A 14,293-nucleotide genomic window follows, 5' to 3' on the forward strand; every position below is an offset into this window, starting at 1 on the left:
GCAAGAGCGGCCTATACTCGCCAGAGACGGCGAGCGGGGGCTTGCCGAATGTTCGCGAGGGAATAGTTCGTCATGCGTATGCAGAATTGGATAGCAAAATCATGGATTTGGCGCCGCGCGGTGCTCGCGGGACTGGTCGCGATACCGGTTGCGGGTTGCGCGGGCATCATACCGCAGGCCGCGGCGCAGACGAGCCAGTCGAGCGCCCCCTATGTCGCGCCGCCGCCGTCCGAGATGCGCGAAACGCCCGATCGCGAACGGGCCCAGGTGCCGCAGGGTCCGTCGCGCCAGCTGACCGATTCGATCAATGCGCTGGGCCGGGCCTTCAACGGCGAAGTCGGCATCGCCGTCCGCGATGTCGAGGAAGGCTGGACGGTCTCCTGGAACGGCGAACGCTACCTCCCGCAGCAGAGCGTCAGCAAGACCTGGGTCGCGATGACGGTGCTCGATCAGGTCGATCGCGGCGAGATGTCGCTCGACCGTATGGTGCGCGTGCGGCCCGAGGATGCGGTCGTATTCCACCAGCCGATGCTCTCGCGCATGGGCAGTGGCGGTTTCCAGGCCCCAATCCGCGAACTGTTCGTCCAGGCGATGACGCGCAGCGACAATCTCGCCAATGATCGGCTGTTGTGGCTGGCGGGCGGGCCGGAGGCGGTGCGTGCCTTTTTCGAACGCAACGATCTCGAAGGCTTGCGGTTCGGGCCGGGCGAGCGCGAACTCCAGGCCGGTATCGCCGGGCTGACATGGCGGCAGGCGATGGCCCGGGGCCGTGCGTTCTATACGGCTCGCTCCAATCTCGCGCAGAGCCTTCGCCGCGCGGCGATGGATCGTTATCTGGCCGATCCGATCGACGGCGCGACGCCCAACGGCATGGTCGAGGCACTGGCCCGGCTGGCACAGGGCGAACTGCTCTCCGAACGCTCCACCCGATTGATGATCGATACGATGCGCGCCTCACGCACCGGACCGCGGCGGCTGAGCGGCGGCGTGCCGAACGGCTGGCAGTTCGGCCACAAGACCGGTACGGGCCAGAATCTCAATGGCATGGTCGCCGGGTACAACGATGTCGGCATCCTTACGACGCCGGACGGGCGCGATTATGCGGTCGCCGTGCTGATTGGCAATACGCGGGTCGGCATCCCGGCCCGGCAGGATCTGATGCAGCGCGTGATGGGGCAGGTGGTCAGCCACCATCTCCGCCGCCGCTACGAGCTGTTTACCGGCGGTATCCGGACGTCCGACTAAGCCCCGGCGCTAGCCGCCGAACATGCGCGCGCCATGCGGGGCCTGCATCGCGTGGGTCCGCGCGATCGCGGTCGATCGTTCGCGGATCGTGTCGAGGAACAGCCATTCGCCGCGTGCCACCTCGGGCGTCAGGGTGACGGTCAGATAGCCGCGGCCCGACGTGTCGGCCCAGCGCATATCGGGGCTGGCCTCGACCATCGAGGCCGCGAGCGCTTCGGGCGGAACCTGCGGCACGAAGCTCTCGAAACCGGGCGAGGTAACGCTGTGCGTCGCCATCTCGACGCCGACGGCATCGCCATCCTGCTGCAGGTCGTAAGCCCAGCCATTATGGCTGTCGCCGCTCAGCACGAGGAGGTTGGCATCGGCGTCCTGTGCCGCCGTAAGCACCCGCGCGCGCGCCGCCGGATAGCCGTCCCAGGCATCGAGATTGAGCGGCAGGCCGGCCTGGGTCGCGGCGGCGAACAGGACGGCGCGCCGGCGGACGGTCTCGTTATCGACTTCCGCAATCTGTTCGGCCAGCGGCACCGGGAAATAGGTCCGGCCCATAATGACCTGCTGGGCGAGAATCTGCCAGCGGGTGCCCGATGCCGTGGACGCCGCCAGCTGCCCGGCCACCCAGGCCTCCTGTTCGGCGCCCATGATCGTGCGCGTTTCGTCGGACCAGGCTTCGTTGCGGAAGGTGGCGAGGCTTTCGGCCACCGCGCTGCCGTCGCCGACCGCCACGGCATAATCGAGCTGTTCGCTGCGCGCCGTGATCCGGGTCTCGGGGAGGATGATCGTCGCCAGATCGCCGATCCGGTAGCTGTCCCAGGGCGCGTCGGAGACCGGCATCCAGTCCCGATAGGCCTGCAGCGCCGCGCGTTTGCGCGCTTCCCAGTCGCCCTCGTCGGGCTGGTGGTTTTCCGCGCCGCCGACCCAGGGGTCGTTGGTGATCTCGTGATCGTCCCAGCGCGCGATCATCGGGAAATTGCGGTGCAGCGCGGCCAGATCCGGATCGGCGCGATAGGTGGCGTAGCGGAGCCAGTAATCGGCGAGCGCGAGGATCTCATAGGAGGGTATGAGATCGCGACCGGCCAGCGCCTGTTCCTCGCTCGGATAGCGGCCCATCTCATATTCGTAGAAATAATCGCCGGTATGGATGATGAGATCGAGATCGTTGCGCGCGGCGGCATGCGCATAGGCGTTGAAATGGCCGAAGCGGAAATTGGAGCAGGAGAAGACGCCGAGCGTGAATTCGCTCACCGGCCCCTCGGGCAGGGTCCGGGTGCGGCCGATCGGGGAGGCCGTGCCGTCGGGCGCGATGAAGCGGTAGAAATACCAGCGGCCCGGCGCGAGGCCGTCGACGACGACCTTGGCCGCGAAATCATGCGCGTTGCGGGCCGGGGTCTCGCCGCGCGCGACGATCCGCCCGAACTCGGCATCCTCGGCGATTTCGGCGCGCAGCATCGGCTCGCCTTCGGAAACGTAGCGCGTCCAGAGCAGCACGGAGTTCTGGGTCGGCTCGCCCGAGGCGACCTGGTGGGTGAAGCCTTGCGCCGACAGCAGCCGCGCGGCGCCCGGCGTCGCCAGTGCGCCCAGCCCGAAAAGCCCGGTCTGCAGCAGCAGCCGTCTGTCCATCGTGATCGTCATCGCGAGTCCCTCTCTTTTTTCCGGCTTATCTCCGCCCGGTGTTGCAGCGCCATGACGATGGCGCGTCAAAGTTGCGTGCGCAAACTCCACAGTTCGGGAAAGGCGCGCTTCGACAGCGTCGATTGCAGATAGGGCACGCCCGCCGTCCCGCCCGTCCCGCGCTTGCCGCCGATGACGCGCTCCACCGTCACCACATGCTTGTGCCGCCAGCTCGCCATCGCATCGTCGACATCGACGAGCTTTTCGGCGAGCTGGTAGAGGCCCCACCAGCGCTCGGTGTCGCGATAGACGGTCGCCCAGGCATCCTCGACGGCGGCGCTCGGCGCATAGGGCCGGGCCCAGTCGCGCTCGACCGCTTCGGCGGGCACGGGCAGGCCGGCGCGCGCGGCCGCCCGATTGGCTTCGTCCCACAGGCTCGGCGCATCGAGCGCCTCCCGCATCGCCTTTTGTTCGTCGCTGCCTGCCTCCTGATGTTTGAGATGGCTCGCATCCTTGAGGCCGAGCATGAATTCGACCTGGCGGAACTGGGCGGACTGGAAGCCCGAACTCGTGCCCAGCACATTGCGGAAACGGGTGTAATCGGCCGGCGTCATCGTCGCCAGCACGTCCCAGCTCAGGGTCATCACCGCCTGGATCCGGCTGACCCGCGCCAGCCCCTTATAAGCAGGCACGAGCGCATCCTCCCGGATCAAGTCCAGCGCCTGTTCCAGCTCGAATATGATCTGCTTGAGCCAGAGCTCCTTGGTCTGGTGGATGATGATGAACAGCATCTCGTCATGCCGTCCGGAGATCGGATGCTGGGCCTGTAGCAGAGGATCGAGCGCCAGATAGCGCCCATAGGTCATGGTGTCGGGGGAGTGAGGCATGGGCGCGAGCTTAGCCCGGCCCGTACGCTGCCGCCAGTGGGTGTGCATGTGGCAATGGCCGCCCACCTCCAAATGACAGGCTTCGGTCCAGTCACGGTTCTTAAGAGAACGACTGAGATTGGAGTGTTCCTGACTCTAACGTTTTTCGTGTTTCACGTCTCGGTGAGCTTCTTAGTCAGATAATAAGAAGCGTGTCCTTTTGGACGATCGTTCAAAGTCGCAATATTTTGATAGCCATTCCTCTCGTAGAAGGGTCTAGCTTGCCAACTCGTGGTTTCGACCAAGACATTGCTGCATCCGTTTTGCCGCGCATATGCCTCGGCGCTTTCGATGAGTTTTCTCCCCAAGCTTTTGCCGCGCGTCTCTTCAGATATCCAGAGGAGTTCAACGTGCAAAGTGTTCCAGAAGCATGTAGCGCGAATACCGCCAACCACCTCTCCGTCCTCATCTTTTGCAAAGACATGAAATTTTTTTTCGTGATCTACCGGTTCGAGATCGGGAACCCGTTCATCGTTGAATTGAATGATTCCCTGACTTAGGGTTTCGGCATCCTTTTTGGACGGATTGCAGTCTATTTCGATTTGCACGGGCTTAAACCTTCTCAGTTATTAGGCGCCATCAGGTATATGCAAATTCTATCTTATCAGTCACATTTGCGACCAGAACGGTCACCTGGACATCATCGATCAATGTTCTAAACCCGCTCCGCCTGGCTGACGCAGTCGGCCGCGCGCAATGCTGCCAGGATGCGCATCAGATGGGCGCGGTCGTGCACTTCGATATCGACGCAGAAGCTGTGAAAGCTGCCGTCGCGGTTTTCGAGCTTCACGTTGAGGATATTGGCGCCGTGCGTGCCGAAAATCCCGGCCATCACGGCGAGCGAGCCGGGTTCGTTCTTGAGCACGACCCGCAATTGCGCGGTGCCGCCGTCCGATCCGTCGCCCCAGTTGACCGCCAGCCAGTCGGCATCGTTGCCATCGGCCAGCGTGTCGCAATCGATGGTGTGGATTTGGATATCCTCGCCCGTGCGCCGGATGCCGACGATCCGGTCGCCGGGAAGCGGGTGGCAGCATTCGGCGAGCTGGAAGGCGACGCCCGGCGTCAGCCCCTTGATCGAGATCGCCTGGCCCTTGGGCGGTACGGCGCTGTGCAGGTCGCCGGTTCCCATGCCCGGCATCAGCGCCTCCATCAGCGCGCGGTCGTCGATCTCCTTGCGCGCGATCTTCTCCATCAGCGCGTCTTCCTTGGCGAGTTTCAGCCGCTTCAGCGCCGCCTTGGTCGCGCTGCGGCCGATCGGTGCGGGCAGGCGGGCGACCACCTGGTCGAACAGCTTGCGGCCCAGCGAGATCGTTTCCTCTTTTTCCTTTTGCCGGACGAAACGGCGGATCGCCGCGCGCGCCTTGCCGGTGACGACGAAGCTCAGCCAGCCGGGATCGGGATGCTGGTTGTCGGAGCGCAGGATGCGGACCTGGTCGCCATTTTCGAGCTGGGTGCGCAGCGGCACGACCCGGCCGTTGACCTTGGCGCCCACCGTCTGCTTGCCGAGATCGGTATGCACCTCGAAGGCGAAGTCGACGACCGTCGCGCCCTTGGGCAGCTGGATCAGTTCGCCGGCCGGGGTGAAGGCGAAGATCCGGTCCTGGTACATCGCCATGCGGGTGTGTTCGAGCAGCTCTTCGGGGCTCTCGGTGGTTTCGAGAATCTCGATCAGGTCGCGCAGCCATCCGGCCTGGCCGTCGGGCCGGTCGCCCTGCTTGTAGCTCCAATGCGCGGCGAGGCCGTTCTCGGCCTGTTCGTGCATCGCCTGGCTGCGGATCTGGATCTCGATCCGGCGGTCCTCGCCATATTGGATCGAGGTGTGGATCGAGCGATAGCCGTTGCGCTTGGGGGTCGAGATGTAATCCTTGAAGCGCCCCGGGACCATGTGCCATTTTTCGTGCAGGATGCCGAGCGCCCGGTAACAGTCCGCCAGATCGGGCACGATCGCGCGGAACGCCATCACGTCGGTCAGCGTCTCGAACGACACGTGCCGTTCGGCCATCTTCCGCCAGATCGAATAGGGATGTTTTTCGCGGCCCGTCACCTCGGCGTCGACGCCGTGGCTGCCGAGGACGATCTTGAGCTCTTCGGCGATGCGGTCGATCGTCGCCGCGCCTTCGCCCTCGCGCAGCCGGTTGAGCCGGGTCGAGATTGATTCATAAGCATCGGGCTCGAGATGCCGAAAGGAAAGCGTCTGCATCTCCTTCATGAACTCGTACATGCCGATCCGCTCGGCGAGCGGGGCGTAGATATCCATCGTTTCGCGCGCGATCCGGCGGCGCTTCTCGTCATTCTTGATGAAATGGAGCGTGCGCATATTGTGGAGGCGATCGGCGAGCTTGACGAGCAGGACGCGGATATCGCCCGACATGGCGAGCAGGAACTTGCGCAGATTTTCGGCGGCGCGCTCGGTGTCGGACTGGGCCTCGATCGTCGAGAGCTTGGTGACGCCGTCGACGAGCCGCGCGACATTTTCCCCGAACAGATTTTCGATCTCGTCCTGGGTGGCGACCGTATCCTCGATCGTGTCGTGAAGGATCGCGGTCGCGATCGTCTCGTCGTCGAGACGCAGATCGGTCAGGATGCCCGCCACCTCGATCGGGTGGCTGAAATAGGGATCGCCCGAGGCGCGTTTTTGCGTGCCATGGGCGTTGACCGAAAAGACATAGGCGCGGTTGATCAGCGCCTCGTCGGCGCCGGGGTCGTAGCTCTTGACCCGTTCGATCAGTTCATATTGCCTCAGCACTCAGGGTCAGGCCCCGCTCGTCGCACGGCTTCTGCGCGAGTGAATTTGGCTGGTGACAAGAAAGGAAGGCGCAGGACATGCCTGCATATTCAAGCCTTTCTGACGCAGACAGCAGCCAAATTCGCCGCGCCCCCCCGGGGTTGGAAGAAGCGACCCAATCTGACGGCGCAATCCGGGCTTGAATATGCGAACATGTTCATCGCCCGCATTACTTGCATCTTGAGCCGCTCCTTTCAACAGAAGCCGTGCGACGAGCGGGGCCTGACCCTAAACCAAGATGGCCGGGTGCCGGGATAATGCAACCATATATAAGAGTCAGGCCCCGGCAATCGCGCCGCGACGGTGCGATTGCCAAGGCCTGATCCTGGTGGTTGGTCGGGCTTAGCCGGCGGCTTCGTTGCAGCGGGCCAGCTCTTCCTCGGTCATCGCTTCGCTGTCGATCGAGAAGGAGATGACGCTGCCGAGCTCGCGAACCAGCGAGTGGCAGACATTGGCCGGGCGGCTGCGGGCGCGGTCGGTGGCGCATTCGGCGCCGTCGCACACCCAGGGCGCACGGCGGATGACATGCACCCGTTCATCGGTCGCTTCGGCGAGCGTCGCGCGATAGACGGTGCCGGCCTGGGCGCCGGTCGCGGTGAACAGGAAGGCGACGGTGATCAGGGAGAGAACAAGGGAGAGAGTGCGTTGCATGGTGATAGTCTTTCCTAGGGATGGAGGGGAGAAAGACAGTGCTGTCTTCTATACGGCCGTGACCGCGATCAGCACTGAGGTGGTTACGAACGAGAGCAGGGCACTGAGGAACTGTTGCATGATTCGGGTCCTTCGCTTTAAGTTGCGAATCACTACCTAATCGATTCAGTTTTAAGTTGCAACTAAAAACTTTTTAGGGCATATATTTTACGAATCCACACTTTTGCAGTAGGCTGATTACGTAATGGGCAAATTAACCGAACCACTGGGCGATATTGGCGACGACGAATGCGGGCTTCCCTGCGCGCTGCAGGCGATGGGCGAGCGCTGGTCATTTATGATTCTGCGCGCGGCTTTCAACGGGCTCAAGCATTTCGAGGAAATGCAGTCCAATCTCGGCATCGCGCGCAACATCCTCGCCAACCGGCTGGGCCGACTCGTGGAGAGCGAGATTCTCGAGCGGCAGCCCTGTCCGGACGATCGCCGCAAGATCGAATACAAGCTGACCAAGAAGGGCGAATCGCTGCTGCCCGCGATGATCGCGCTGCGCCAATGGGGCGAGCAATGGGGCACGGGCGTGCCCTCCAACCCGGTCCTGTGCGACGAGCGCGACCGCCAGCCCGTCCAGCAGATTCGCGTCCATGCCCATGACGGCCGGCCGCTCGACTGGCACGATCTGCTCTGGGTCGATCAGAGCGAGGTGATCGCCCAGGCCGCCGAATAGTCAGCGCTCCATAACGGACAAAAAAAAGGGCCCGGTGCGATGCACGGGCCCTTTTTCGTTTCGTCCGGCAGTTTCGGCTTAGCCGTCGTAATCGGCCGCGACATTCGTGTTGCGCGGCGGCGCGGAGGCCGTCAGGCGCAGCGCCTCGGCGGACTGGGACAGCGAACCGACTTCGTCCGGCGCTTCCTCGTCGTCGATCTGGACCCGCTGCAGGCTCTGCACGAGACCCTCTTCGAGATGCTTCGGCTTGACCGTCTGTTCGGCGATCTCGCGCAGCGCCACGACTGGATTCTTGTCGCGGTCGCGATCGAGCGTCAGCTCGGCGCCGCCGGAAATCTGCCGCGCACGCTGTGCGGCGAGCAGGACGAGGTCAAAACGGTTGGGGACTTTGTCGACGCAATCTTCGACGGTGACGCGCGCCATGGCATATTCCAATGTTCAGCAAAACGGGGAAGGCGGCGAAATAGGCGCGAAGGGCCGGATTGTCAAGAATTCCCCGGCTTGCCGGACCGGGGGATTGCGGCCTAGAGCGGGTCCATGGCGGATATCGAAAGGCCCGACTATCGCTTGCCCGATATTGACGGGCACAGTTTCGCGTTGCTGCCCGAGGGGCCGGAGCGGCTCGAGGCACTGCTCGCGCTGATCGATAATGCGCAGCACAGCATCAAGCTGCTTTTCTACATCTTCCTCGAAGATCCGGTCGCGACCCGGGTGCGCGATGCGCTGGTCGCCGCGCAGCGGCGCGGCGTTGCGGTCGCCCTGCTGGTAGACGGTTTCGGCAGCGCCGGGGCCAGCGATGCATTCTTCGCGCCGCTGGCCGACAGCGATTGCCTGTTCTGCCGCTACGAACCCAAGCGCAGCCGCCGCTACCTGCTGCGCAACCACCAGAAAATGGCGATCGCCGACGAACGAAAGGCGCTGATCGGCGGTTTCAATGTCGAGCAGGACTATTTCGCGCCCTACGGCACCGAAGGCTGGCGCGATCTCGGCCTCGCGGTCGAGGGCCCGTCTGCCGCCCGTCTGGCCGCCTATTTCGACGAGATCGTCGCCTGGTCGGGCGATTCCCGGTCCGAGATGGAGGATCTGCGCGCGATCCTGTTGCGTCATCATCAGCAGGACGGCCATGTCCGGCTGCTGTTCGGCGGCCCGACGCGCGAACTGAGCCCCTGGGGACAGACGCTGCGCAACGATCTCAACGGCGCAACCGATATCGACATCATCGCCGCCTATTTCGCCCCCTATGCACCACTGCTCCGCCCGATCCGGAAAGCCGCGCGGCGCGGCCGGGCGCGGCTGATCACCGCGGCAAAGTCGGACAACAACGTCACCATCGCCGCCGCGCGCAACCGCTATCGCTATCTGCTGCCCGAAGTCGAAATCTACGAATATCAGCCGATGATGCTCCACACGAAGCTCTATGTGATCGACGATATCGTCTATATCGGCTCCGCCAATTTCGACGTCCGCAGCCTTTATCTCAATCTCGAGGTCATGCTGCGCGTCCGCGATGCGGCGTTCGCCGATTCCGTCCGCAGCCTCGTCGACTGCGAAGTGGCCGACAGTGCCCGCATCACCGCGGAGGATTATGAGCGCAGCCAGACGCTATGGACGCGGTTCAGGGGCCGGCTGTCCTATTTCCTGATGTCGGTGCTCGACTACAATGTGACCCGGCGTCTGAATTTCGGCCTCGACGGTCAGTAAAACCGCCTAGGCTTCATTCTTCCAGCCCCAGAAAAGGACGGCGGGCGGGATGTTCCACCATTCGCGATCCTTGTCGATCCGGTCGAAATTGGGCGCGATATAGTCGCGGCATTTGGGCGAGAACTGATAGACGAGGAACGCGCCGCCCGGACGGATCACGCGGCCCGTCGCCCTGCCGATCTCCTCGCCGACGCCGTCGGGCAGGGTGGAGAAGGGCAGTCCCGACACCACATAATCGGCTTTTTCGAAGCCCTTCTCGGCGACGATCGATTCGACATCGGCCGCCGAGCCGTGGACGACGTGGAAGCGCGGATCGCGAATGTCGCGTTCCAGATAGTCGACGAAATCGGGATTGGTATCGATTGCGATCAGGGTCGCATCGGGCCTCAGCCGGTCGAGGATCGGGCGGCAGAAGGTGCCCACGCCCGGGCCATATTCGACGAACAGCTTGGTGTTGTCCCAGTCGACCGGCGCCAGCATCTTGTCGATCAGCCGCTTCGACGACGGGATGACCGAGCCGACCATGACCGGATGTTTGAGGAAACCCTTGAAGAACAGGGCGAGCGGCCCCGGGCCGCCCGATGCGGTCTTGCGCTTTGCGGCACTGGAAAGGGTTTCGGTCATTCGTTTCGCATATTCCGGGGCTGTCATGCGCACGCGTTCGCAAATGCCCGGGAAAATGGCAAGCGATTGCTGACTATCGCGGCAGAGCGGTTGCCGTTAAGGGAAACCCGATGCGCACCGAGCTTCCTTCCGATTTCATGCTGCCGTCGCGGCGCCGGCCGGCCTGATGGCCGGGGCGCCCGCGGTCCAGATTCGGCGCGACCGGTTCGCGGTTCTCTTCCTCGTCATGCTGACCGCGGCGGCCGGCAATACGGCGATGCAATCGGTCATGCCGACGATCGGTCGGGCGCTCGATATCCCCGATTTCTGGGTCTCGCTGGCCTATACCTGGTCGGCCCTGCTCTGGGTGCTGCTGGCGCCCTATTGGGCGCGCCAGTCGGACCGGCGCGGGCGCAAGCCGCTGATGCTGCTCGGCACGCTGGGCTTCATCGCATCGATGGCGATTTGCGGCGCGATCCTGTGGCTCGGCCTGATCGGCTGGCTGCTTCCGGCGACGACCTTCATCATCTTCGCCCTGGCCCGCAGCCTGTATGGCGGTTTCGGTTCGGCCGCGCCGCCCGCGGTCCAGGCCTATGTCGCCGCGCGCACCGATCGCGAAAACCGCACCGCGGCGCTGTCGATCATCGCCTCCTCCTTCGGGCTCGGCACGATCATCGGTCCCGCGCTCGCGCCGGCCTTCGTCCTGCCCGTCACCGGCGGGCTGGCCGGGCCGCTCATCGTCTTCGCGCTGCTCGGCTGTCTCGTCTGGCTTGCGGTGGCCGTGCTCCTGCCCAACGATACACCGCAGCACGCGGCGCGCGGCACGATATCGAGCGAGCCGTCCATCGGCGGTCTGTCGGGAACCTCGGCACCGTCCGGCGACGACGAAGAGGATGGCGGCGCGCCGGCCGGGCGGCTGCGCTGGCGCGACCGGCGGACATTGCCCTGGCTCATCGTCGGCGTCGTCGGCGGGCATGGCCATGCGGCGATCCTCGGCGTGATCGGCTTCCTGATCATCGACCGGCTCGCCGTGCCGCTCGACGAGGCGCAGCAGGCGATCGGCATCGTGCTGATGGCGGGCGCCGGGGCGACCCTGCTCGCCCAATGGGGCCTGATTCCGCAAATGAAGGTACCGCCGAAGCGGCTCGTGATCTGGGGCTTCGTCCTCGGCGCCGCGGGATGCATGCTGACCGCATTCGTGACGACGCTGCACGCGATGACCCTGGGTTTCGCGATCACCTCGCTCGGCATGGGCCTGTTCCGGCCCGGCTTCACCAGCGGCGCGTCGCTTGCCGTCAGCCGCGCCGAACAGGGGCAGGTCGCCGGGATGGTCGCGTCGGTGAACGGCATGGCCTTTATCGCCGCGCCGGCCGTCGGCGTGCTGATCTACGGTATCTCGATGCCGCTGCCTTTCCTGGTTTGCGCGGCGCTGTTCGGGCTGCTGACGGTCTGGTCGGCGATCAGGCTCGAGGATTAGCGGGGAGGTCTTTATTTGTCAGACTCGACTTTCGGTCGAGCGCCGCACCGGGTTTAGTTTGTCAGAATTTCCCTCTCGGGAAATCGCCGCACCAGCCCACTCCCGATCTCCCACAGGGTACACTCAATGGGAGGCCGGGAGGGGGAGTGGGCCGGTGCGGCGCTCGACCGCAAGGTCGAGTCTGACAAAAGGAATCTGACCAACAGACTCCCCCTAGTCGTGCTTGTCCTCGTTGACCGGTTGCAGCATGCCGGGTGCGATGAAGCCGATCGGGTTGATCGCCAGCGAATCCCGTTTGAGCTTCGCCGCCATCGTCTCATATTCGCGTTCCATCTCGCTCGTGACGCTCGCGCGCGTATCGGCCAGCGCCTTCTCGAAATCGGCCATTGTCACGCTGTCCGCGGTCAGCGAACGCCGCAGCGCATAGAGGCCGGCGCGCCGGGTCAGGTCTTCGAGATCGGCGCCGGTGAACCGGTCCGTCCGCTCGGCCAGCATGTCGAGATCGACATCGTCGGCGAGCGGCATCGTGGACGTATGGATCGCGAGGATCCGCCGTCGTCCGGGCTCGCCCGGCACCGGGACATAGATCATCTCGTCGAAGCGTCCGGGCCGCAGCAGCGCCGGGTCGAGCAGGTTGGGGCGGTTCGTCGCGCCGATGACCACCACCGATTGCAGCTCTTCGAGTCCGTCCATCTCGGCGAGGATCGTGTTGACGACCCGTTCGGTGACCTGGGGTTCGCCGAGTCCGCCGCCGCGCGCCGGGACGAGGCTGTCCAGCTCGTCGAAAAAGATCACGGTCGGCGCGACCTGCCGCGCCCGGGCGAAGAGTTTGGCGATCTGCTGTTCGCTCTCGCCATACCATTTGGAGAGCAGGTCGGACGATTTGGTGGCGATGAAATTGGCGTTCGATTCATGCGCCGTCGCCTTGGCGAGCAAGGTCTTGCCGGTGCCGGGCGGGCCGTAGAGCAGGAAGCCCTTGGCCGGGCGGATGCCGAGGCGGCGGAAGGCGTCCGGGTCCTTGAGCGGCAGTTCGACGCCCTCCTTGAGGCGCTTCTGCACATCGTCGAGCCCGCCGATATCGTCCCAGCCGACATTGGGCGCCTCGACCATGACTTCGCGCAGCGCCGACGGCTGGATGCGTTTGATCGCTTCCTCGAAATCGCTCCGGTCGACCGACAGTTCGTCGAGCACTTCGGCCGGGATCGTCCGGTCCTCGAGATTGAGCTTCGGCATGATCCGGCGGACGGCCTCGATCGCCGCCTCGCGGGTCAGCGCCGCGAGGTCGGCGCCGACAAAACCGTAGGTCTGGCGGGCGAGCGCGCGCAGGCTGACATCCTCGGCGAGCGGCATGCCGCGCGTGTGGATGGCGAGGATCTCGCGCCGGCCATGCTCGTCGGGCACGCCGACGACGATCTCGCGGTCGAACCGGCCGGGGCGGCGCAGCGCCTCGTCGATCGCCTCGGGGCGGTTGGTCGCCGCGATGACGACGAGGTTGGCCCGCGCCTGCAAGCCATCCATCAAGGTGAGAAGCTGGGCGACGAGCCGCTTTTCGGCCTCGCCGGCGACCTTGTCGCGCTTGGGCGTGATCGAATCGATCTCGTCGATGAACACGATCGAGGGCTGGGCGGCCGTCGCCTGCTCGAAAATCTCGCGCAGCTTCTTCTCGCTCTCGCCATAGGCCGAGCCCATGATCTCGGGGCCGTTGATCAGGAAGAATTCCGCATCGCTCTCATTGGCGACCGCGCGGGCGAGCAGCGTCTTGCCGGTGCCGGGCGGGCCGTGGAGCAGCACGCCCTTGGGCGGATCGACGCCCAGTCGCTGGAACAGCTCGGGATAGCGCAGCGGCAGCTCGACCATCTCGCGCAGCTGGTCGATCGTCTCGACCATGCCGCCCAGATCGTCATAGGTGACGTCGGCGCGGCGCGCCTCGGTCGGTTCGCTATATTCGGACTTGAGTTCGACGACCGTGTTCTCGTCGATATGGACGATGCCCTTGGGCGTCGTCGCGGTGACGACGAGCCGGACCTCCTGCAGCGCATAGGCCGGAGCGTTCATCATCTGGCGGAGCTGGGGCGGCATATCGCCGCGCTCGACCGGGCGCTGGCCCGCGGTGGCGACGACATCGCCCTGGGTCAGCGGCTTCATGCCGAAGCTGCGCTTGAGCGCTTCGGCGTTGCCGTGGAGTTTCAGGTTGCGCTGTGCGGGTGCGAACACGACGCGTTTCGCCGGACTCGATTCAGCCTTTTCGACGGTGACGAAATCGCCCGACCCCGCACCGGCATTGGCCCGCTGGAGCCCGTCGATGCGCAGGATCGCGAGTCCTTCATCCTCCTGATAGGGAAGGACGGCCCGGGCCGGCGTCGTGCGCTTGCCGGTGATCGTAACGACATCGCCTTCGGTGAGGCCGAGCGCGGACATCGTTTCGCGCGACATGCGCGCGAGGCCGCGGCCGGAGTCTTCGGGCCGCGCATTGGCAACCTGGAGCTTCAGACCTTCATCGGCGGGCGGGGCTTCGGCGTCGGCCATGGGGACTCCCTTGCAGTGACAGGGTCCTACATAGGGGGTGGAACGCG

Annotated in this window: 12 protein-coding genes; 4 read left to right on the forward strand and 8 right to left on the reverse strand. The window is 64.7% G+C overall.

The annotated features are described in order from the left end of the window. Positions 1-72: 72 nt before the first annotated feature. A complete protein-coding gene (bla, locus tag HFP57_RS14690) occupies positions 73-1,245 on the forward strand; it encodes a class A beta-lactamase (protein WP_176870480.1) in 1,173 nt (390 codons plus the stop codon). A 9-nt stretch (positions 1,246-1,254) separates the two neighbouring features. Here bla and HFP57_RS14695 read toward each other — a convergent pair whose 3' ends face one another. The 5 genes from HFP57_RS14695 to HFP57_RS14715 all read right to left on the reverse strand — a co-directional run bounded on the left by HFP57_RS14695 (position 1,255) and on the right by HFP57_RS14715 (position 7,215). Further along, positions 1,255-2,874, reverse strand: coding sequence for an alkaline phosphatase D family protein (locus HFP57_RS14695; RefSeq protein ID WP_176870481.1), 1,620 nt, complete (start codon positions 2,872-2,874; stop codon positions 1,255-1,257). A gap of 65 nt (positions 2,875-2,939) precedes the next feature. Next, entirely contained in the window at positions 2,940-3,740 is an 801-nt protein-coding gene (locus HFP57_RS14700) for a tryptophan 2,3-dioxygenase (RefSeq protein ID WP_176870482.1), read from the reverse strand. Positions 3,741-3,892: 152 nt separating this feature from the next. Then, a complete protein-coding gene (locus HFP57_RS14705; protein ID WP_176870483.1) occupies positions 3,893-4,327 on the reverse strand; it encodes a GNAT family N-acetyltransferase in 435 nt (144 codons plus the stop codon). A 107-nt stretch (positions 4,328-4,434) separates the two neighbouring features. Continuing rightward, the gene (locus HFP57_RS14710; RefSeq protein ID WP_176870484.1) at positions 4,435-6,525 is read right to left on the reverse strand and encodes a RelA/SpoT family protein; all 2,091 of its coding nucleotides are present in this window, start codon (positions 6,523-6,525) and stop codon (positions 4,435-4,437) included. Between the two features lie 381 nt (positions 6,526-6,906). Further along, positions 6,907-7,215: a CC_3452 family protein gene (locus tag HFP57_RS14715; RefSeq protein WP_176870485.1), complete on the reverse strand. Its 309-nt coding sequence runs from the start codon at positions 7,213-7,215 to the stop codon at positions 6,907-6,909. 244 nt (positions 7,216-7,459) lie between these two features. Here HFP57_RS14715 and HFP57_RS14720 point away from each other — a divergent pair, with 244 nt between their 5' ends. Next, positions 7,460-7,939, forward strand: coding sequence for a winged helix-turn-helix transcriptional regulator (locus HFP57_RS14720; protein WP_176870486.1), 480 nt, complete (start codon positions 7,460-7,462; stop codon positions 7,937-7,939). 78 nt (positions 7,940-8,017) lie between these two features. On the opposite strand, the gene rpoZ is transcribed toward HFP57_RS14720, so the two are convergent. Next, positions 8,018-8,362 carry a DNA-directed RNA polymerase subunit omega gene (gene rpoZ, locus HFP57_RS14725; RefSeq protein WP_176870487.1) on the reverse strand — a complete coding sequence of 115 codons (345 nt, stop codon included), beginning with the start codon at positions 8,360-8,362 and terminating at the stop codon, positions 8,018-8,020. A gap of 114 nt (positions 8,363-8,476) precedes the next feature. Between rpoZ and HFP57_RS14730 the strand changes: the two genes are divergently transcribed. After that, a complete protein-coding gene (locus HFP57_RS14730) occupies positions 8,477-9,640 on the forward strand; it encodes a phospholipase D-like domain-containing protein (RefSeq protein WP_176870488.1) in 1,164 nt (387 codons plus the stop codon). A 6-nt stretch (positions 9,641-9,646) separates the two neighbouring features. Here HFP57_RS14730 and HFP57_RS14735 read toward each other — a convergent pair whose 3' ends face one another. After that, entirely contained in the window at positions 9,647-10,264 is a 618-nt protein-coding gene (locus tag HFP57_RS14735; RefSeq protein WP_176870489.1) for a class I SAM-dependent methyltransferase, read from the reverse strand. Between the two features lie 166 nt (positions 10,265-10,430). Between HFP57_RS14735 and HFP57_RS14740 the strand changes: the two genes are divergently transcribed. Further along, positions 10,431-11,720, forward strand: a complete 1,290-nt coding sequence (locus HFP57_RS14740) for an MFS transporter (protein WP_176870490.1) — start codon at positions 10,431-10,433, stop codon at positions 11,718-11,720. A 213-nt stretch (positions 11,721-11,933) separates the two neighbouring features. Here HFP57_RS14740 and HFP57_RS14745 read toward each other — a convergent pair whose 3' ends face one another. Beyond that, a complete protein-coding gene (locus tag HFP57_RS14745; protein WP_176870491.1) occupies positions 11,934-14,246 on the reverse strand; it encodes a CDC48 family AAA ATPase in 2,313 nt (770 codons plus the stop codon). Between the last annotated feature and the right edge of the window lie 47 nt (positions 14,247-14,293).

The organism is Parasphingopyxis algicola, assembly GCF_013378075.1.
GTDB lineage: Bacteria > Pseudomonadota > Alphaproteobacteria > Sphingomonadales > Sphingomonadaceae > Parasphingopyxis > Parasphingopyxis algicola.